The following is a 16,154-nucleotide window of genomic DNA, read 5'->3' as shown; positions in this document are numbered from 1 at the left end:
GGGTGTCGCGGTGTGTGGGAGGTTGGGGTGGAAGGGATGGGTGGCGAAGACAGCGGGATGCAGCGGTTTACTTGCTCGAACGCGCGCGGAACGCGGCATAGGCCGCCCACGCCGCCAGCACGACGAAGCAGATCAGGCTCCAGGCCGGCATCGCCAGGCCGAGGAAGGTCCAGTCGACGTTGGCGCATTCGCCCGAGCCGGTCATGACCTTGCGGATCACGCCGCCGATCGGCATCGCGCCCATCATGTAATCGAGACCGGGGCCGCAGGCCGGAACCTGGTCCGGCGGCAGGTGCTGCAGGCGCACGTGGTTGCCGGCCACGGCGATGCCGGCGCCGGCCGCGATCAGGGCGAGCACGCCCCAGATCCGCCGACCCAGCGGCTTGCCCGGGCCGTGGATGGCGCCGAGCAGGAACATCAGCCCGAGCGCGGCGAACGCCACGCGCTGGAAGATGCACAACGGGCACGGTTCGAGGTGCTGGTAGAACTGCAGATACACGGCATACGCGAGCAAGCCCGCGCAGGCCAGGAAACCGAGCAGGAATTGGATCCGAAAGGAGGCTTTAAAGGGGTTCATGTACACACCATACGGGTCGGGGTCGGGTCGTGCCAATGTCCAATCGCCATGTAATGAGGCGGCGCTGCGCGGCTGCGCAGCTCCAGATGGACCTCATCGGCGGCGCTAAAGTTGCCGCGCTGCGACGATTCGTCCACACCTCGATGGCCGTCCGATTCCTGCCTGCCCGAATCCTCCCAAGTGCGCTCGACGAGCCTACCGCACTGCAACATTTACCGGGGTAACCGTTGCCGCAGTAACCGTCGCCGGAAAGCAAAAACCCCGACCTCTCGGCCGGGGTTTCGCTCGCTTGGACCCCGACCGCTTCGCGGCCGAGACCCAGTGTGCTGGCTGTTGCGTCGCGTCGCCCGAGGCGGCGCGAACGCGATTACTCGGTCGCCGCTTCCGGACGATCCACCAGCTCGACATAGGCCATCGGCGCATTGTCGCCGGCGCGGAAACCGCACTTGAGGATGCGCAGGTAGCCGCCCGGACGGGTCGCGTAGCGCGGGCCCAGGGTGGTGAACAGGGTGCCGACGGCTTCCTTGTCGCGCAGGCGCGAGAACGCCAGGCGGCGGTTGGCGACGCCGTCGACCTTGGCCAGGGTGATCAGCGGCTCGGCGACGCGGCGCAGTTCCTTGGCCTTGGGCAGGGTGGTGCGGATGAGGCCGTGCTTGATCAGCGAGGCGGCCATGTTGGTGAACATGGCATCGCGGTGGGCGCTGGTACGGCTGAACTTACGACCGGCTTTCTGGTGGCGCATGACGGTGATTCCTGTGAATGTTGAGACGGTTGGACTTCGCTGTCGCCATCCAGGCGTTGGAGCATTGGACTGCGGATGGTCCGAACCGGCCTTCCCTGACCGGCTGGCCGCGGACTTGGAGGTCCGTCGGCGGGTGTTGCGGCGTTGCGGGTAGTACGTACTACCTGGACAAACGCGGGCCGCGCCTCGCGGCGCGGCCCGGTCGATGGCGTTATCAGCCCATCATACCGTGCGAGGCGATGCCCGCCGGCGGCCAGTTTTCCAGCTTCATGCCGAGGGACAGGCCGCGCTGAGCCAGCACTTCCTTGATCTCGGTGAGCGACTTCTTGCCCAGGTTCGGGGTCTTGAGCAGCTCGACCTCGGTCTTCTGGATCAGGTCGCCGACATAGTAGATGCTCTCGGCCTTGAGGCAGTTGGCCGAACGCACCGTCAGCTCCAGATCGTCGATCGGGCGCAGCAGGATCGGATCGATGCCGCTGGTGGCCGGCTTCTGCGCGCCGCGGTCGCGGTGGGTGAAGTCGCCGAACACCGACAGCTGATCGGTGAGGATGTCGGCGGCGGTGCGCACGGCTTCCTCGGCGTCGATCGTGCCGTTGGTCTCGATGTCCAGGACCAGCTTGTCCAGGTCGGTGCGCTGCTCGACGCGCGCGGCTTCCACGGCGTAGGCGACGCGGCGCACCGGCGAGAAGCTGGCGTCCAGCATCAGGCGGCCGATGGCGCGGGTTTCTTCGTCCGGACGACGGCGCGAGGCCGCCGGCTGGTAGCCGAAGCCGCGCTCGATCTTCAGACGCATGTTGATCGCCGTGTCCTTGGTCAGGTGGCAGATCACATGGTCGGTGTTGAGGATTTCGACGTTGTGGTCGGTCTTGATGTCGCCGGCGGTGACGATGCCGGGGCCCTGCTTGGCCAGCGACAGCGTCGAGGACTCGCCGGTGTGCATGCGGATGGCCACGTCCTTCAGGTTCAGCAGGACTTCCAGCACGTCCTCTTCCAGACCTTCGACCGTGGTGTACTCGTGCAGCACGCCGTCGATTTCGACCTCGGTGATGGCGAAACCCGGGATCGACGACAGCAGCACGCGGCGCAACGCGTTGCCCAGCGTGTGGCCGTAACCGCGCTCCAACGGCTCGATCACGACTTTGGCGCGATTGCCGTTGAGGCGTTCGATCTGCGGGCCACGCGGGCGCAGTACCTGGTTGGCGGTAACCGTCATGTTTCGGTGTCTCCAATGACCTTCGCCGGGGGGCGACGGAAGGCTTTAGCTCTTGGAGCCCCCTCGGATCGAGGGAGCGGCCGCCGCGGCTGGAGCCACGGCGGCCTGGGGTGCACAGCGCGCCGGATTCGCGAGAATCCGGCGCAGGGCTTGCACTATTACTTGCTGTACAACTCGACGATCAGCGCTTCGTTGATGTCGGCCGGCAGATCCGCGCGATCCGGAACCGCCTTGAACACGCCGCTGAACTTCTTGCTGTCGACTTCGACCCACGACGGCGACAGGTCCATCTGCGACGAGACGGTCAGCGACTCCTGCACGCGCAGCTGCTTCTGGGCGCGTTCGGACAGAGCGATGATGTCGCCGGCCTTGACCTGGTACGACGGCAGGTTGACCGACTTGCCGTTGACGGTGACGCCGCGGTGCGAGACCAGCTGGCGGGCGGCCGGACGAGTCACGGCGAAGCCCATGCGGTAGACGACGTTGTCCAGGCGGGTTTCCAGGAACTGCAACAGGTTTTCACCGGTGTTGCCCTTCTTGGTCGAGGCCTTCTTGTAGTAGTTGCGGAACTGACGCTCCAGCAGACCGTAGATGCGCTTGACCTTCTGCTTCTCGCGCAGCTGGGTGGCGTAATCCGACAGCTTGCCCTTGCGGGCGGTGGGACCGTGCTGGCCGGGCTTCTGCTCCAGCTTGCACTTGGAGTCGAGGGCGCGAGCCGACGACTTCAGGCCGAGGTCGGCGCCTTCGCGACGGGCGAGCTTACAGGTGGGACCGATATAACGAGCCATGTTCTTTCAGCTCCTCAGACGCGACGCTTCTTCGGCGGACGGCACCCGTTGTGCGGGATCGGCGTCACGTCGATGATGTTGATGATCTTGTAACCGACGTTGTTCAGCGAACGCACGGCGGATTCACGGCCCGGACCCGGACCCTTGATGCGCACTTCCAACGACTTGACGCCGTAGTCGAGCGCAGCACGGCCGGCCTTTTCGGCGGCGACCTGGGCGGCGAACGGGGTCGACTTGCGCGAGCCGCGGAAACCGGCGCCGCCCGAAGTCGCCCACGACAGCGCATTGCCCTGGCGGTCGGTGATCGTGATGATGGTGTTGTTGAAAGAAGCGTGGACGTGGGCGATGCCGTCGGTGACGACGCGCTTGATCTTCTTCTTGGTCTTGACTGCTGCCGGCTTGGCCATGGTCTAGGTCCCCTTACTTCTTGATGGCCTTGCGCGGACCCTTACGGGTACGAGCATTGGTCCGGGTACGCTGACCACGCAGCGGCAGGCCGCGACGGTGACGCAGGCCGCGGTAGCAGCCCAGGTCCATCAGACGCTTGATGGCGATGCCGATTTCGCGGCGCAGATCGCCTTCGACCACGAACTTGCCGACCTCGGCGCGCAGGCGCTCGACTTCCGGTTCGGACAGGTCACGGATCTTGGTAGTCGAAGTCACACCTGCGGTATCGCAGATCTGCTTCGAACGGGTACGGCCGATGCCGTAGATGCTCTGGAGCCCAACCCAGACATGCTTCTGGGCAGGCAGATTGACGCCCGCAATACGCGCCATAACGCGATCTCCAACTGGTTTGGCGGCCGAGACGGATTAATCCCGGCGGAGTGAACTGGAAATTGTATCTAGGTCTCGGGTTAATAGGAAGCCCCGCGGCACCCGAAGGTGCCACGGTGCTCCGGCATGGGGAGTGTGCCCATGCTCCGGCGACGAGTCGGAACTGGCTGAACGGCGATGCCCTGCCCCTCAGCCCCGCGCGCTACTCTGGCGCGCGAACCGGTTCTGACTCACCCGCGCGCGAGACCGCCGCGCGAGCCGCCCTTCAGGTTCGCTTTCTTCAACAGGCTTTCGTACTGATGCGACATCAGATGCGCCTGGATTTGAGCGATGAAATCCATCACCACGACCACAACGATCAGCAGCGACGTGCCGCCGAAGTAGAACGAGGTGCCCAGTTGGGTCCGCATGACCTCCGGAAGGAGGCAGACGATCACCAGGTAAATCGCGCCGGCCGCCGTCAGGCGGGTCAGCACGCCGTCCACATAGTCCGCCGTCGCCTTGCCCGGACGAATGCCCGGAATCAATGCACCCGACTTCTTGAGGTTGTCGGCGGTTTCCTGCGAGTTGAACACCAGCGCCGTGTAGAAGAACGCGAAGCCGATGATCAAACCAGCATACAGGATCATGTGCACCGGTTCACCCGGGGCCAGCCATTGGCTGAGCCGCTGGAGGAAACCGGAGAAACCCGAACCGCTGTTGCTCTGGGCGAACCAGGTCGCGGCGGTGGCGGGGAACATCACGATGCTCGAAGCGAAGATCGCCGGGATCACGCCCGACATGTTGAGCTTCAGGGGCAGGAACGACGCCTGGTTCATATAGGCGTTGCGACCGCCCTGACGGCGCGCGTAGTTGACCGTGATCCGGCGCTGGCCGCGTTCGACGAAGACCACCAGATAGGTGAAGCCGAACACCAGCAGGATCACCACGATCGCCGCGATCGCGCTCATATCGCCGTTGCGGATCTGCTCGAACATGTGCAGGACCGCGGCCGGCAAGCCGGCGACGATGCCGGCGAAGATGATGAGCGAAACGCCGTTGCCGACGCCGCGTTCGGTGATCTGCTCGCCCAGCCACATCAGGAACATGGTGCCCGCGGTCAACGCGATCACCGCGGTCAGGATGAAGCCCATGCCCGGCGCGTACACCACCGGCACGCCGTCGGGCGCCACGCTGGACTGCAGACCGGCGGCGATGCCCCAGGCCTGGAACACCGCCAGCGGAATGGCGCCCATGCGCGACCACTGGTTGATCTTGCGCCGGCCCGACTCGCCTTCCTTCTGGATGGCTTTCAGGCTGGGCACGATCTGCACCAGCAACTGCACGATGATCGACGCCGAGATGTACGGCATCACATTGAGGGCGAACAGGCTGAAGCGATGCAGGGCGCCGCCCGAGAACATGTTGAACATGTCCACGATGGTGCCCTGCTTGGTCTCCATGAACTTGACCATCGCCTCCGGGTTGATACCCGGCACCGGGATGTAGCTGCCGATGCGATAGACGATCAACGCGCCGATGACGAACAGCAGACGCTGACGCAACTCGGTGAACTTGCCGAGCCCGCCGCCGATACCAGCCATTGCGTTGCCGCTGCGCGCCATTCGTCAGTTACTCCTCGATCTTGCCGCCGGCCGCTTCGATGGCGGCCTTGGCGCCAGCGGTAGCGAGCACGCCCTTGAGCACGAACTTCTTGGTCAGCTCGCCCTTCTTCACGATCTTGGCCTGCTTGGCCGTGCTCGGAACGAGCTTGGCGGCCTTCAGCGCGGCGAAATCGATCTCGCCGGCTTCCAGCTTGTCCAGCTGGTACAGCAGCACTTCGGCGGTGTCTTTGGCCAGCTTCGAGCGGAAGCCGATCTTGGGCAGGCGACGCTGCATGGGCATCTGACCGCCTTCGAAGCCGGCCTTGATCTTGCCCTTGCCCGAGCGCGCGAACGAGCCCTTGTGGCCGCGACCGGCGGTCTTGCCCAGGCCGGAACCGATGCCGCGACCGACGCGGGTACGTTCCTGACGGGCGCCGTCGGCGGGCTTGAGAGTGTTGAGACGCATGATGGATTACTCCTCGACCTGGACGAGGTAGTGAACCTTGTTGATCAGACCGCGAACCTGCGGGCTGTCCTTGAGTTCACGCACATCGTTGAGCTTGTTCAGGCCCAGCGCGCGCACCGACAGGCGGTGACGCGACTGGGTGCCACGCAGACCCTTGACCAGACGCACCTTGACGGTGCCGGTACCGGCTTCGTTCTTAGCCATTGAGGAGATCCTCCACCTTCTTGCCGCGCTTGGCCGCGATCTTGGCCGGCGAGTGCATTTCGGTCAGGCCTCGCAGGGTAGCGCGAACCAGGTTGATCGGGTTGCGCGAACCGGTGGCCTTGGCCAGCACGTTCTTGACGCCGACCGCTTCGAGCACGGCGCGCATCGCGCCGCCGGCGATCACGCCGGTACCTTCCGACGCCGGCTGCATGTACACATGCGCCGCGCCGTGGCCCGACTTGACGGCGTGCCACAAGGTGCCGTTGTTGAGCTCGACGTTGTTCATCGCCTTGCGGGCGTATTCCATCGACTTCTGGATCGCGACCGGCACTTCGCGCGCCTTGCCGTAGCCGAAGCCGACCTTGCCGTTGCCGTCGCCCACCACCGTCAGCGCGGTGAAGGTGAACTGGCGACCGCCCTTGACGGTCTTGCTGACGCGGTTGACCGCGATCAGCTTTTCGATCATGCCGTCGTCGATCTCTTCGCGGTTGCGATCGCGATCGCGGCCCCGCGGCGCTCTGTCGTCTGCCATTTCGATAATCTCGTTGATTGAAGGAATTTGCGGCGTAGCCGCTTATGGTTGTGAAGTACTTCGGGTGCAGCACCATCGCAGGAATCCGCGATGGCGCCCGACGCGACCCGCGTCGGCAGGCAAAACGATTCGGTGCCCAAGGCGTGGAGACGGATCTCCACGCTTTCAAGTCCGGATGCGGGCGCGCCCCTGAGAGGCGCGCGCCGGATCAGAACTGCAGGCCGCCTTCGCGCGCGGCGTCGGCGAGAGCCTTGATGCGGCCGTGGTAGCGGTAGCCCGAGCGGTCGAACGCGACCTTCTCGATGCCGGCGGCCTTGGCGCGCTCGGCGATCAGCTTGCCGACCTTGACGGCGGCTTCGGCGTTCTTGCCGTTCTTCAGGCCTTCCTTGACGTCGGCCTGCACGGTCGAGGCGGTGGCCAGGACCTTGGAGCCGTCGGCGGTGAAGACCTGGGCGTACAGGTGCTGACCGGTGCGCAGCACGGTCAGACGGGCGACGCCGAGGTTGCGGATGTGCGAGCGGGTCGACTTGGCGCGACGCAGGCGAGCGGTGTTCTTGTTCATGTTCTGATCTCCGAAAGCTGAAGACTTGGTCTATCGAGGCCGGCCCGGGGACCGGCGCCCTACCCGTTAAGCCTTCTTGGCTTCCTTGCGGATGATGACTTCGCCGGCGTACTTCACACCCTTGCCCTTATAGGGCTCCGGCGGACGGAAACCGCGAATCTTGGCGGCGACTTCGCCCACGCGCTGCTTGTCCGCGCCCTGGACCAGGATTTCGGTCTGGGTCGGAGCGGCGAGGGTGATGCCTTCCGGGGCCTGGAACACGACCGGGTGCGAGAAACCCAGCGACAGGCTGAGGTCCTTGCCCTGCATCGCGGCGCGGTAACCGACGCCGACCAGCTCGAGCTTGCGCTCGAAGCCTTCCGACACGCCCTTGACCATGTTGGCCAGGATCGCGCGCAGGGTACCGGTCAGCGGGATCAGCGCGGCGTCTTCGGTGGCGAAGACCGCTTCGTTGTTTTCGATCTTGAGGTTGATCGCGGCGGGCTTGGCGATGGTCAGCGAGCCCTTCGGGCCCTTGGCGACGATCGAATCGGCCTGCACGTTGACTTCGACGCCCTTCGGCAGGGCGATCGGCTTCTTGGCAACTCGGGACATGGTTCGTTTACTCCCTTAGGCCACGAAGCACAGGACTTCACCGCCGACGCCCTGCTGGCGCGCCTGCGCATCGGTCATGATGCCCTTGGAGGTGGAGATGATGGCGACGCCCAGGCCACCGAGGACCTTGGGCAGATCGGCCTTGCCGCGGTACTGGCGCAGGCCCGAGCGGGAGTAGCGCTGCAGGCGCTCGATCACCGGCTTGCCTTCGTAGTACTTCAGCGAAATTTCGAGTTCGGACTTGCCCGGGGCGACCTCGGTCACGCGGGAGTCCAGGATGTAACCCTCTTCCTTCAGCACGGCGGCGATGGCCACCTTCACCTTGGACGAAGGCATCTTCACCGTCTGCTTGCGCACTGCGGCCGCATTCTTGATGCGGACCAGCATGTCGGCGATGGGATCAGTCATGCTCATTAAAAGTCACCTATGAGTAGCACCGATATCCGCGGGATTGCGAATTTCAGTTGTATACAGCGTCTTACAACAACGCCAGCGCGGCCCGAAGGCCGCGCTGGGAACCCGGGCCGAAGCCCGGGGAGCCGGCAACTATAACAGACTTTTAAGATCTGCTCGGTTGCCGGCGTGGATCGCTTACCAGCTGGCCTTGCGCAGACCCGGCACGTCGCCGCGCATGGTGGCTTCGCGCAGCTTGTTGCGGCCCAGGCCGAACTTCTGGTAGACGCCGCGCGAACGGCCGGTCAGGGCGCAACGGTTGCGCTGACGGCTCGGCGAGGAGTCGCGCGGCAGCTTCTGCAGCTTGACCACCGCGTCCATCTTGTCCTCGTAGGAGGACGCGTCGCTGGAGATGATCTTCTTCAGCGCGTCGCGCTTGGCCGCGAACTTCTTCGCCAGCTTGGTCCGCTTGAGGTCGCGGTTGACCATGGAGGTCTTAGCCATTGTTCAATCCTAGCCTCAGTTACGGAACGGGAAGCGGAAGGCTTCGAGCAGGGCCTTGGCCTCGGCGTCGGTCTTCGCGGTCGTGGTGATCGCGATGTCCATGCCGCGCAGGGCGTCGACCTGGTCGAAGTCGATTTCCGGGAAGATGATCTGTTCCTTGACGCCCATGTTGTAGTTGCCGCGGCCGTCGAACGAACGGCCCGACACGCCGCGGAAGTCGCGGACGCGCGGCAGCGAGATGTTGATCAGGCGGTCCAGGAACTCGAACATCTTGGCGCGGCGCAGGGTGACCTTGGCGCCGATCGGCCAGCCGTCGCGGATCTTGAACGAAGCCACCGACACGCGGGACTTGGTCACGATCGGCTTCTGGCCGGCGATCTTGGTCATGTCGGCGACGGCATTTTCCAGGATCTTCTTGTTGGTGGCGGCTTCGCCCACGCCCATGTTCAGCGTGATCTTGACGAGGCGCGGCACTTCCATCGGGTTCTTGTAGCCGAACTTTTCGGTCAGCGCGGGAACCACTTCTTTCTTGTAAAACTCTTCGAGCCGGGTGGTCATCTCAGCATTCCTCAGGCGTCAACCGCCTCACCGCTGGAGCGGAACACACGCAGTTTGCGTCCATCCTCCAGCACCTTGAAACCGATGCGTTCGCCCTTGCCGGTGGCCGGGTTGAACAGCATGACGTTGGAAATGTGGATCGGCGCTTCGCGCTCCACCACGCCGCCCGGCTGGTTGGCCTGCGGATTCGGCTTGGTGTGGCGCTTGACGATGTTGATGTTCGACACGACGACCTTGTCGCCGAGCACGCGCACCACATCGCCCTTCTTGCCCTTGTCCTTGCCGGCGGTGACGATCACTTGATCGCCCTTCTTGATACGGTTCATGGTCTAGTTCCTCCGCTCAGAGCACTTCAGGCGCGAGCGAAACGATCTTCATGAACTTCTCCGAGCGCAGCTCGCGAGTCACGGGCCCGAAGATACGGGTGCCGATCGGCTCATGCTTGTTGTTGAGCAACACCGCAGCGTTGCCGTCGAAGCGGATCAGCGAGCCGTCCGGACGGCGCACACCCTTGCGGGTGCGAACCACGACGGCGTCGTAGACGTCGCCCTTCTTGACCTTGCCGCGCGGGATCGCGTCCTTCACGGTGACCTTGATGATGTCGCCAATGTGCGCGTAACGGCGCTTGGAGCCGCCGAGCACCTTGATGCACATCACTTCCTTAGCCCCGGAGTTGTCGGCCACGCCGAGGTAGCTTTGCATCTGGATCATGGTTCAGCCTCCTCTTATTCGGCCACGCGGCTGACGATCTCAACCACGCTCCAGTTCTTGGTCTTGGACAGCGGAGCGATCTCCTTCACGCGCACGATATCGCCTTCTTTGCAGGCGTTTTCGGCGTCGTGGGCGTGGAGCTTGGTCGAGCGACGGATGTACTTGCCGTACAGCGCGTGCTTGACCTGGCGCTCGACGAGCACGGTGACGGTCTTGTCCATCTTGTTGCTGACGACCCGGCCTTCAACCGTGCGCACAGCCTTCTCTGTCTTGTTGTCGGTCATGGCAGGGTCCTTACTTCTTCTCGCCCAGCAGCATGTTGACGCGAGCGATCTCGCGGCGCACGCGGCGGGCCTCATGGGTCTTGGCGAGCTGGCCGGTGGCCTTCTGCATGCGAAGGGCGAAGCCCTCCTTGTGCAGTTCGACCAGATGAGCCTTCAGCTCATCGGCAGACTTCTCGCGCAGTTGCTTGAGTTCCATTAGCGCACCGTCCGGGTAACGAAAGTGGTGGTCACCGAGAGCTTGGCGGCGGCCAGGCGGAACGCTTCGCGCGCCACGTCTTCGGCCACACCTTCGATCTCGTAAATCATGCGACCGGGCTGGATCTGGGCGACCCAGTACTCGACGTTGCCCTTACCGGAGCCCATTCGGACTTCGATCGGCTTCTTGGTGATCGGCTTGTCCGGGAACACGCGGATCCACATCTTGCCGCCGCGCTTGACGTAGCGGCTGATCGAGCGGCGGGCCGCTTCGATCTGACGAGCGGTCAGCTGGCCGTGCGCGGTCGCCTTGAGGCCGTACTCGCCGAAGCTGACGGCGTTGCCGTTCCAGCTCAGGCCCTCGTTACGGCCCTTGTGTACCTTGCGGTACTTGGTTCGCTTGGGTTGCAGCATGGCGGATTACCTCTGTTCGCGGGCAGGACGGCCCGAGCGGTCGTTACGATCGCCGCGGTCGCCGCGATCTCCGCGGTCGCCACGGTCACCACGCTCGTTGCGCGGCGAGTCGTCCTGCTTCTCCTGGCCGATCTGAGCGAAATCGAACACTTCGCCCTTATAGATCCAGGTCTTGATGCCGATGATGCCGTAGGTCGTCTTGGCTTCGGCAAAGCCGTAGTCGATGTCGGCGCGCAGGGTATGCAGCGGCACGCGGCCTTCGCGATACCACTCCGAACGCGCGATCTCGGCGCCGTTGAGGCGGCCGGCGACGTTGACCTTGATGCCCAGGGCGCCCAGGCGCATCGCATTGCCCACCGCACGCTTCATCGCGCGGCGGAACATGATGCGGCGCTCGAGCTGCTGCGCGATCGATTCGGCGACCAGCTGCGCGTCGAGCTCCGGCTTGCGGACCTCGGTCACGTTGATGTGCGCCGGAACGCCCATCAGGTTGCTGACTTCCTTACGCAGCTTCTCGATGTCCTCGCCGCGCTTGCCGATCACCACGCCCGGACGGGCGGTGTGGATCGTCACGCGGGCGTTGTTCGCCGGACGTTCGATGAAGATCTTCGAGATGCCGGCCTGAGCCAGCTTCTTGCGAAGCATCTCGCGAACCTTCAGGTCAGCCGCCAGGTACTCGGCGTACTGCTTCTTGTTGGCGAACCACTTGGAATTCCAATCCTTGGCGATGCCCAGGCGGATTCCGGTCGGATGAACTTTATGACCCATTGTCTACTCCGCCTTACTTGCCGGCGCCCACAACCACAGTGATGTGGCTGGTGCGCTTGAGGATGCGGGTGCCGCGGCCCTTCGCACGCGCCATGAAGCGCTTAAGTGCGGGACCCTCGTCAACCATGATGGTCTTGACCTTGAGATCGTCGACGTCGGCGCCCTGGTTGTTCTCGGCGTTGGCGATGGCGGACTCCACGACCTTGCGGATCAGTGCAGCAGCCTTCTTGTCCGAGAACTTCAGCAGGTTGACGGCGCGCTCGGCGGACAGACCGCGCACCTGGTCGGCGACCAGGCGGGCCTTCTGCGGGGAGATGCGCGCGGTGCGCAGGATGGCTTTCGCTTCCATGGTCATCTCCTTACTTGCCCGACTTCTTGTCGCCGCCGTGACCCTTGAACGTACGGGTCAGAGCGAACTCGCCAAGCTTGTGGCCAACCATGTTTTCGTTGACCAGCACCGGGATGTGGTTCTTGCCGTTGTGGACGGCGATCGTGAAACCCACCATCTCCGGCAGCACCATCGAACGGCGCGACCAAGTCTTGATCGGCTTCTTGTTGTTGCCCGCGGTCTCCACCTTCTTGATCAGATGGTGGTCGACGAACGGACCCTTCTTCAGTGAACGTGCCATGGCCGATTAACCCCTGCGATCGCGCACGATGAATTGCGTGGTGCGCTTGTTCTTGCGCGTCTTGTAACCCTTGGTCGGAACACCCCACGGGGTGACCGGATGCGGGTTGCCCTGGCCAGCCTTCGCCTCACCACCACCGTGCGGATGGTCGACGGGGTTCATGGCCGCGCCGCGGACGGTCGGCTTGATGCCGCGCCAACGCTTGGCGCCGGCCTTGCCGAGCTTCTCGAGGCTGTGCTCGTCGTTGCCGACTTCGCCGATGGTGGCGCGGCACTCGACCGGCACCTTGCGCATTTCGCCGGAGCGAAGACGCAGCGTGGCGTAGCCCTGCTCGCGAGCCACCAGGTAGGCGCTGGCGCCGGCCGCGCGGGCCAGCTGGGCGCCCTTGCCCGGCTTCATCTCGACGCAGCACACGGTGGAGCCGACCGGGATGTTGGTCAGCGGCAGCGTGTTGCCCACCTTGATGGGGGCGTCGCGGCCGGCGATGACCTGATCGCCATCCTTCAGGCCCTTCGGGGCGATGATGTAACGGCGTTCGCCATCGACGTAGCACAGCAGCGCGATGTGCGCGGTGCGGTTGGGATCGTATTCGATCCGCTCCACGCGCGCCGGGATGCCTTCCTTATCGCGCTTGAAGTCGATGATGCGGTAGTGCTGCTTGTGACCGCCGCCGATGTGGCGGGTGGTGATTCGGCCGTGGTGGTTACGGCCGCCGGTCTTGCCCTGCTTTTCGATCAGGGCCGCGTGCGGCGCGCCCTTGTGCAGGCCCGGGGTCACGACGCGGACCGCGTTGCGGCGGCCTGCGGAGGTGGGCTTGAAAGTCATCAATGCCATGGGTCTTTCCTCAGGCCTTGGCCATCACGTCGATCGACTGGCCTTCGGCCAGCTTCACGTACGCCTTGCGCCAGTCGCCGCGACGGCCCATGCGGTTGCGGAAGGCTTTGTTCTTGCCCTTCACGTTGACCACATTGACAGCCTCGACCTTGACGTCGAACAGCTTTTCCACGGCGACCTTGATGTCGGCCTTGGTAGCTTCGTTCGAAACTTCGAAGACGTATTGGTTGGAAACTTCCTGCAGACGTGCGGTCTTTTCGGACACGCGCGGCGCGCGGATGATGCTGTAGAGCTTGGCGTCGTTCATGCCAGCCACTCCTCGATCTTCTTGACCGCATCGCTGGTGAGCACGACCGAGTCGGCGCCAACGAGGGCGACCGGATCCAGGCCCTGGACATCACGCACTTCGACGTACGGCAGGTTGCGGGCCGAGAGATACAGGTTCTCGGTGGCCTCTTCGGTGACGATCAGCGGACGGCGACCGACTTCCAGGCTCTTGAGCTTTTCGATCAGGCCCTTGGTCTTCGGCGCATCGATGTCGAAGCTCTCGACGACCTTGATACGGCCCTGGCGGTTCAGCTCGGACAGGATCGCGGCGATCGCGGCGCGGTACATCTTGCGGTTGACCTTCTGCGCGAAGCTGCGCGGCTTGGCCGCGAAGGTCACGCCGCCGCCGACGAAGATCGGAGCGGTCAGAGCGCCGTGACGAGCACCGCCGCCCTTCTGCTTCTTCGACTTCTTGGTGGTGCCGTTGACTTCCGAACGGGTCTTCTGCGCCTTGGTGCCGGCGCGACCGGCGTTGCGATAGGCGACGACGACCTGATGGACCAGATCTTCGCTGAATTCGCGGCCGAAGATCTCGTCGGAGACCGACAGAGTCTTGGTGCTGTTATTGATGGCGAGTTCCATCGTCATCTCTCCTTATGCCTTGCTCGAGGGACGGACGATCACGTCGCCACCCGGCGCGCCCGGCACGGCGCCCTTGATCGCGATCAGGCCGCGCTCGGCGTCGACCTTGACCACTTCAAGACGCTGGGTGCTCTGCTGGACGGCGCCCATGTGGCCCGACATCTTCTTGCCCGGAAACACGCGGCCCGGCGTCTGGCGCTGGCCGATGGAGCCCGGCGAACGGTGCGACAGCGAGTTACCGTGCGTCGCGTCGCCCATGCGGAAGTTCCAGCGCTTGATCGTGCCCTGGAAGCCCTTGCCCTTGGTGACGCCCTGGACGTCGACCAGCTGGCCGGCGCTGAAGATGTCGGCCTTGATCTCGCCGCCCACTTCGAACGCGCCGATCTGGTCGGCTTCCACGCGCAGCTCCCACAGGCCGCGACCGGCTTCGACCTTCGCCTTGGCGAGGTGACCGGCTTCGGGCTTGTTGACGAGCGCGGCGCGGCGCACGCCGACCGTCACCTGCACGGCGCTGTAGCCGTCGGTGTCTTCGGTCTTGATCTGGGTGATGCGGTTCGGGGTCGCCTCGATGAGGGTCACCGGAACCGACTTGCCGTCTTCGGTGAAGAAGCGGCTCATGCCGGCCTTGCGACCGACGATGCCCAACGAATATTTCTTCGCGGTCATAGTGGTTGCCTCAGGTCAGCTTGATCTGGACATCAACGCCAGCCGCGAGTTCGAGCTTCATCAGCGCGTCCACGGTCTTGTCGTTGGGGTCGACGATGTCGAGCACGCGCTTGTGCGTGCGGGTCTCGTACTGGTCGCGCGCGTCCTTGTCGACGTGCGGGGAGACGAGAACGGTGTAGCGCTCGATCTTGGTCGGCAGGGGGATCGGGCCGCGCACTTGCGCGCCGGTCCGCTTGGCCGTTTCGACGATCTCGCTGGCCGAGCGGTCGATCAGACGATGATCGTACGCCTTGAGCCGGATCCGGATCTTTTGGTCCGCCATGAACGGAATTCCTTGGTTGAAAGAGCGACGGGACGGCTTCTGGGTGCGCCGACCCCACGAAAACGCAAACACTCCAGGGCAACACCCTCGCCCCGGAGCTTCCTTGCCTGGAAAAGCTAAGGCGGCCCGGTTTCCCGGCCCGCCCCAGACTGAGCAGAACGCACGAAGGGCCCCGTTACTGTTCCCTGGATGCCTTGTGGGCCCGGAACGTACGGAGCTGCCGTGCGACATATCCCTGTCTGGCGAATACGAGGGACGTCCTGTTCCTCATTTCGCTGGTTGTGCCGGCCTGGAAGCCAGGCTGGCACGGTGGTCGCGCATTCTAGCGGTATTGACGGGGGCGATGCAACTCCCCTGCCCTGCGGGATTGCGGACCGGCCGGCAGCTCCGTTCAGGGAGCTGGCTGGCCTTGAAAAGCCGCGGCGGCCGGGAGGCCGCCGCGGGATCGGTTCGCCTGAGATTTCGGGGGTTAGTCCTCGTCTCTGGATCCCCGCTTTCGCGGGGATGACGATCTGACCAAGCCGCGCGCGCAAAGCGCGCGCGGGTCAGATCGTCACTTCAGGATCTTCGACACCACGCCGGCGCCGACGGTGCGGCCGCCTTCGCGGATCGCGAAGCGCAGGCCTTCGTCCATCGCCACCGGGTTGATCAGCGTGACCACCATCTTCACGTTGTCGCCCGGCATCACCATCTCCACGCCTTCCGGCAGCTGGCACGCGCCAGTGATGTCGGTGGTGCGGAAGTAGAACTGCGGACGGTAGCCCTTGAAGAACGGGGTGTGGCGGCCGCCTTCGTCCTTCGACAGCACGTACACCTCGCCCTCGAACTCGGTGTGCGGGGTGATCGAACCCGGCTTGGCCAGCACCTGGCCGCGCTCGACGTCGTCGCGCTTGGTGCCGCGCAGCAGCAGACCCGCGTTGTCGCCGGCC

At 64.4% G+C, this 16,154-nt stretch carries 29 protein-coding genes; all 29 read right to left on the bottom strand.

Translation table 11 applies throughout. The features are described 5' to 3' along the window. Positions 1 to 67 precede the first annotated feature (67 nt). Positions 68 to 577 carry a disulfide bond formation protein B gene (locus BLU84_RS21905; protein WP_074872166.1) on the bottom strand — a complete coding sequence of 170 codons (510 nt, stop codon included), beginning with the start codon at positions 575 to 577 and terminating at the stop codon, positions 68 to 70. A gap of 367 nt (positions 578 to 944) precedes the next feature. Then, positions 945 to 1,319, bottom strand: a complete 375-nt coding sequence (rplQ, locus tag BLU84_RS21900; RefSeq protein ID WP_074872164.1) for a 50S ribosomal protein L17 — start codon at positions 1,317 to 1,319, stop codon at positions 945 to 947. Between the two features lie 214 nt (positions 1,320 to 1,533). Further along, entirely contained in the window at positions 1,534 to 2,532 is a 999-nt protein-coding gene (locus BLU84_RS21895) for a DNA-directed RNA polymerase subunit alpha (protein WP_074872162.1), read from the bottom strand. A 158-nt stretch (positions 2,533 to 2,690) separates the two neighbouring features. After that, on the bottom strand, positions 2,691 to 3,320 hold the full coding sequence (gene rpsD / locus BLU84_RS21890; protein WP_074872160.1) for a 30S ribosomal protein S4: 630 nt from the start codon (positions 3,318 to 3,320) through the stop codon (positions 2,691 to 2,693). A 14-nt stretch (positions 3,321 to 3,334) separates the two neighbouring features. Continuing rightward, positions 3,335 to 3,727: a 30S ribosomal protein S11 gene (gene rpsK / locus BLU84_RS21885; protein WP_057948535.1), complete on the bottom strand. Its 393-nt coding sequence runs from the start codon at positions 3,725 to 3,727 to the stop codon at positions 3,335 to 3,337. Positions 3,728 to 3,740: 13 nt separating this feature from the next. Continuing rightward, positions 3,741 to 4,097 (bottom strand): 30S ribosomal protein S13, encoded by a 357-nt coding sequence (gene rpsM / locus BLU84_RS21880; RefSeq protein ID WP_074872158.1) that lies wholly within the window; start codon positions 4,095 to 4,097, stop codon positions 3,741 to 3,743. A gap of 230 nt (positions 4,098 to 4,327) precedes the next feature. Beyond that, positions 4,328 to 5,680: a preprotein translocase subunit SecY gene (gene secY / locus BLU84_RS21875; protein WP_425479433.1), complete on the bottom strand. Its 1,353-nt coding sequence runs from the start codon at positions 5,678 to 5,680 to the stop codon at positions 4,328 to 4,330. 28 nt (positions 5,681 to 5,708) lie between these two features. Beyond that, positions 5,709 to 6,146: a 50S ribosomal protein L15 gene (gene rplO / locus BLU84_RS21870; protein WP_074872153.1), complete on the bottom strand. Its 438-nt coding sequence runs from the start codon at positions 6,144 to 6,146 to the stop codon at positions 5,709 to 5,711. A gap of 6 nt (positions 6,147 to 6,152) precedes the next feature. Beyond that, positions 6,153 to 6,350, bottom strand: coding sequence for a 50S ribosomal protein L30 (gene rpmD, locus BLU84_RS21865; RefSeq protein WP_057948539.1), 198 nt, complete (start codon positions 6,348 to 6,350; stop codon positions 6,153 to 6,155). Then, complete coding sequence (gene rpsE, locus BLU84_RS21860) at positions 6,343 to 6,882, bottom strand: 30S ribosomal protein S5 (RefSeq protein ID WP_074872151.1); 540 nt, start codon at positions 6,880 to 6,882, stop codon at positions 6,343 to 6,345. Before rpsE ends, rpmD begins: the two co-directional genes overlap by 8 nt. Positions 6,883 to 7,090: 208 nt before the next feature. After that, entirely contained in the window at positions 7,091 to 7,444 is a 354-nt protein-coding gene (gene rplR / locus BLU84_RS21855) for a 50S ribosomal protein L18 (protein ID WP_074872149.1), read from the bottom strand. Between the two features lie 66 nt (positions 7,445 to 7,510). Further along, a complete protein-coding gene (gene rplF, locus BLU84_RS21850) occupies positions 7,511 to 8,038 on the bottom strand; it encodes a 50S ribosomal protein L6 (RefSeq protein WP_074872147.1) in 528 nt (175 codons plus the stop codon). 15 nt (positions 8,039 to 8,053) lie between these two features. Continuing rightward, positions 8,054 to 8,452 carry a 30S ribosomal protein S8 gene (rpsH, locus tag BLU84_RS21845; RefSeq protein ID WP_040390006.1) on the bottom strand — a complete coding sequence of 133 codons (399 nt, stop codon included), beginning with the start codon at positions 8,450 to 8,452 and terminating at the stop codon, positions 8,054 to 8,056. A gap of 177 nt (positions 8,453 to 8,629) precedes the next feature. Continuing rightward, on the bottom strand, positions 8,630 to 8,935 hold the full coding sequence (gene rpsN, locus BLU84_RS21840; RefSeq protein ID WP_074872145.1) for a 30S ribosomal protein S14: 306 nt from the start codon (positions 8,933 to 8,935) through the stop codon (positions 8,630 to 8,632). A 15-nt stretch (positions 8,936 to 8,950) separates the two neighbouring features. Then, complete coding sequence (rplE, locus tag BLU84_RS21835) at positions 8,951 to 9,493, bottom strand: 50S ribosomal protein L5 (RefSeq protein ID WP_057948545.1); 543 nt, start codon at positions 9,491 to 9,493, stop codon at positions 8,951 to 8,953. A gap of 11 nt (positions 9,494 to 9,504) precedes the next feature. Next, entirely contained in the window at positions 9,505 to 9,819 is a 315-nt protein-coding gene (gene rplX / locus BLU84_RS21830) for a 50S ribosomal protein L24 (RefSeq protein ID WP_057948546.1), read from the bottom strand. Between the two features lie 16 nt (positions 9,820 to 9,835). Further along, entirely contained in the window at positions 9,836 to 10,204 is a 369-nt protein-coding gene (rplN, locus tag BLU84_RS21825; protein ID WP_031373826.1) for a 50S ribosomal protein L14, read from the bottom strand. Positions 10,205 to 10,218: 14 nt separating this feature from the next. Beyond that, positions 10,219 to 10,488: a 30S ribosomal protein S17 gene (gene rpsQ, locus BLU84_RS21820; RefSeq protein ID WP_074872142.1), complete on the bottom strand. Its 270-nt coding sequence runs from the start codon at positions 10,486 to 10,488 to the stop codon at positions 10,219 to 10,221. A gap of 10 nt (positions 10,489 to 10,498) precedes the next feature. Beyond that, on the bottom strand, positions 10,499 to 10,684 hold the full coding sequence (gene rpmC, locus BLU84_RS21815) for a 50S ribosomal protein L29 (RefSeq protein WP_074872140.1): 186 nt from the start codon (positions 10,682 to 10,684) through the stop codon (positions 10,499 to 10,501). Continuing rightward, positions 10,684 to 11,097 (bottom strand): 50S ribosomal protein L16, encoded by a 414-nt coding sequence (gene rplP / locus BLU84_RS21810; protein ID WP_055902334.1) that lies wholly within the window; start codon positions 11,095 to 11,097, stop codon positions 10,684 to 10,686. Before rplP ends, rpmC begins: the two co-directional genes overlap by 1 nt. Before the next feature lie 6 nt (positions 11,098 to 11,103). After that, positions 11,104 to 11,865 carry a 30S ribosomal protein S3 gene (rpsC, locus tag BLU84_RS21805; RefSeq protein ID WP_074872138.1) on the bottom strand — a complete coding sequence of 254 codons (762 nt, stop codon included), beginning with the start codon at positions 11,863 to 11,865 and terminating at the stop codon, positions 11,104 to 11,106. A gap of 13 nt (positions 11,866 to 11,878) precedes the next feature. Then, positions 11,879 to 12,214 (bottom strand): 50S ribosomal protein L22, encoded by a 336-nt coding sequence (gene rplV, locus BLU84_RS21800; RefSeq protein ID WP_055902442.1) that lies wholly within the window; start codon positions 12,212 to 12,214, stop codon positions 11,879 to 11,881. A gap of 10 nt (positions 12,215 to 12,224) precedes the next feature. Beyond that, the gene (rpsS, locus tag BLU84_RS21795; RefSeq protein ID WP_031373832.1) at positions 12,225 to 12,494 is read right to left on the bottom strand and encodes a 30S ribosomal protein S19; all 270 of its coding nucleotides are present in this window, start codon (positions 12,492 to 12,494) and stop codon (positions 12,225 to 12,227) included. Between the two features lie 6 nt (positions 12,495 to 12,500). After that, on the bottom strand, positions 12,501 to 13,328 hold the full coding sequence (rplB, locus tag BLU84_RS21790) for a 50S ribosomal protein L2 (protein WP_074872134.1): 828 nt from the start codon (positions 13,326 to 13,328) through the stop codon (positions 12,501 to 12,503). A 10-nt stretch (positions 13,329 to 13,338) separates the two neighbouring features. Further along, on the bottom strand, positions 13,339 to 13,635 hold the full coding sequence (rplW, locus tag BLU84_RS21785) for a 50S ribosomal protein L23 (RefSeq protein ID WP_074872133.1): 297 nt from the start codon (positions 13,633 to 13,635) through the stop codon (positions 13,339 to 13,341). Next, positions 13,632 to 14,237: a 50S ribosomal protein L4 gene (gene rplD / locus BLU84_RS21780; RefSeq protein WP_074872464.1), complete on the bottom strand. Its 606-nt coding sequence runs from the start codon at positions 14,235 to 14,237 to the stop codon at positions 13,632 to 13,634. The genes rplW and rplD overlap by 4 nt, the downstream gene beginning before the upstream one ends. 12 nt (positions 14,238 to 14,249) lie before the next feature. Then, a complete protein-coding gene (gene rplC / locus BLU84_RS21775; protein WP_057948555.1) occupies positions 14,250 to 14,903 on the bottom strand; it encodes a 50S ribosomal protein L3 in 654 nt (217 codons plus the stop codon). A 10-nt stretch (positions 14,904 to 14,913) separates the two neighbouring features. Continuing rightward, positions 14,914 to 15,225: a 30S ribosomal protein S10 gene (gene rpsJ, locus BLU84_RS21770; RefSeq protein WP_022968186.1), complete on the bottom strand. Its 312-nt coding sequence runs from the start codon at positions 15,223 to 15,225 to the stop codon at positions 14,914 to 14,916. Between the two features lie 553 nt (positions 15,226 to 15,778). Beyond that, on the bottom strand, positions 15,779 to 16,154 hold a 376-nt coding region (locus BLU84_RS21765), incomplete at its 5' end, for an EF-Tu C-terminal domain-related protein (protein ID WP_484502536.1).

The organism is Lysobacter enzymogenes (genome assembly GCF_900106525.1).
Classification (GTDB): Bacteria; Pseudomonadota; Gammaproteobacteria; order Xanthomonadales; family Xanthomonadaceae; genus Lysobacter; species Lysobacter enzymogenes.
This window is presented reverse-complemented; position numbering and strand designations above follow the sequence as displayed.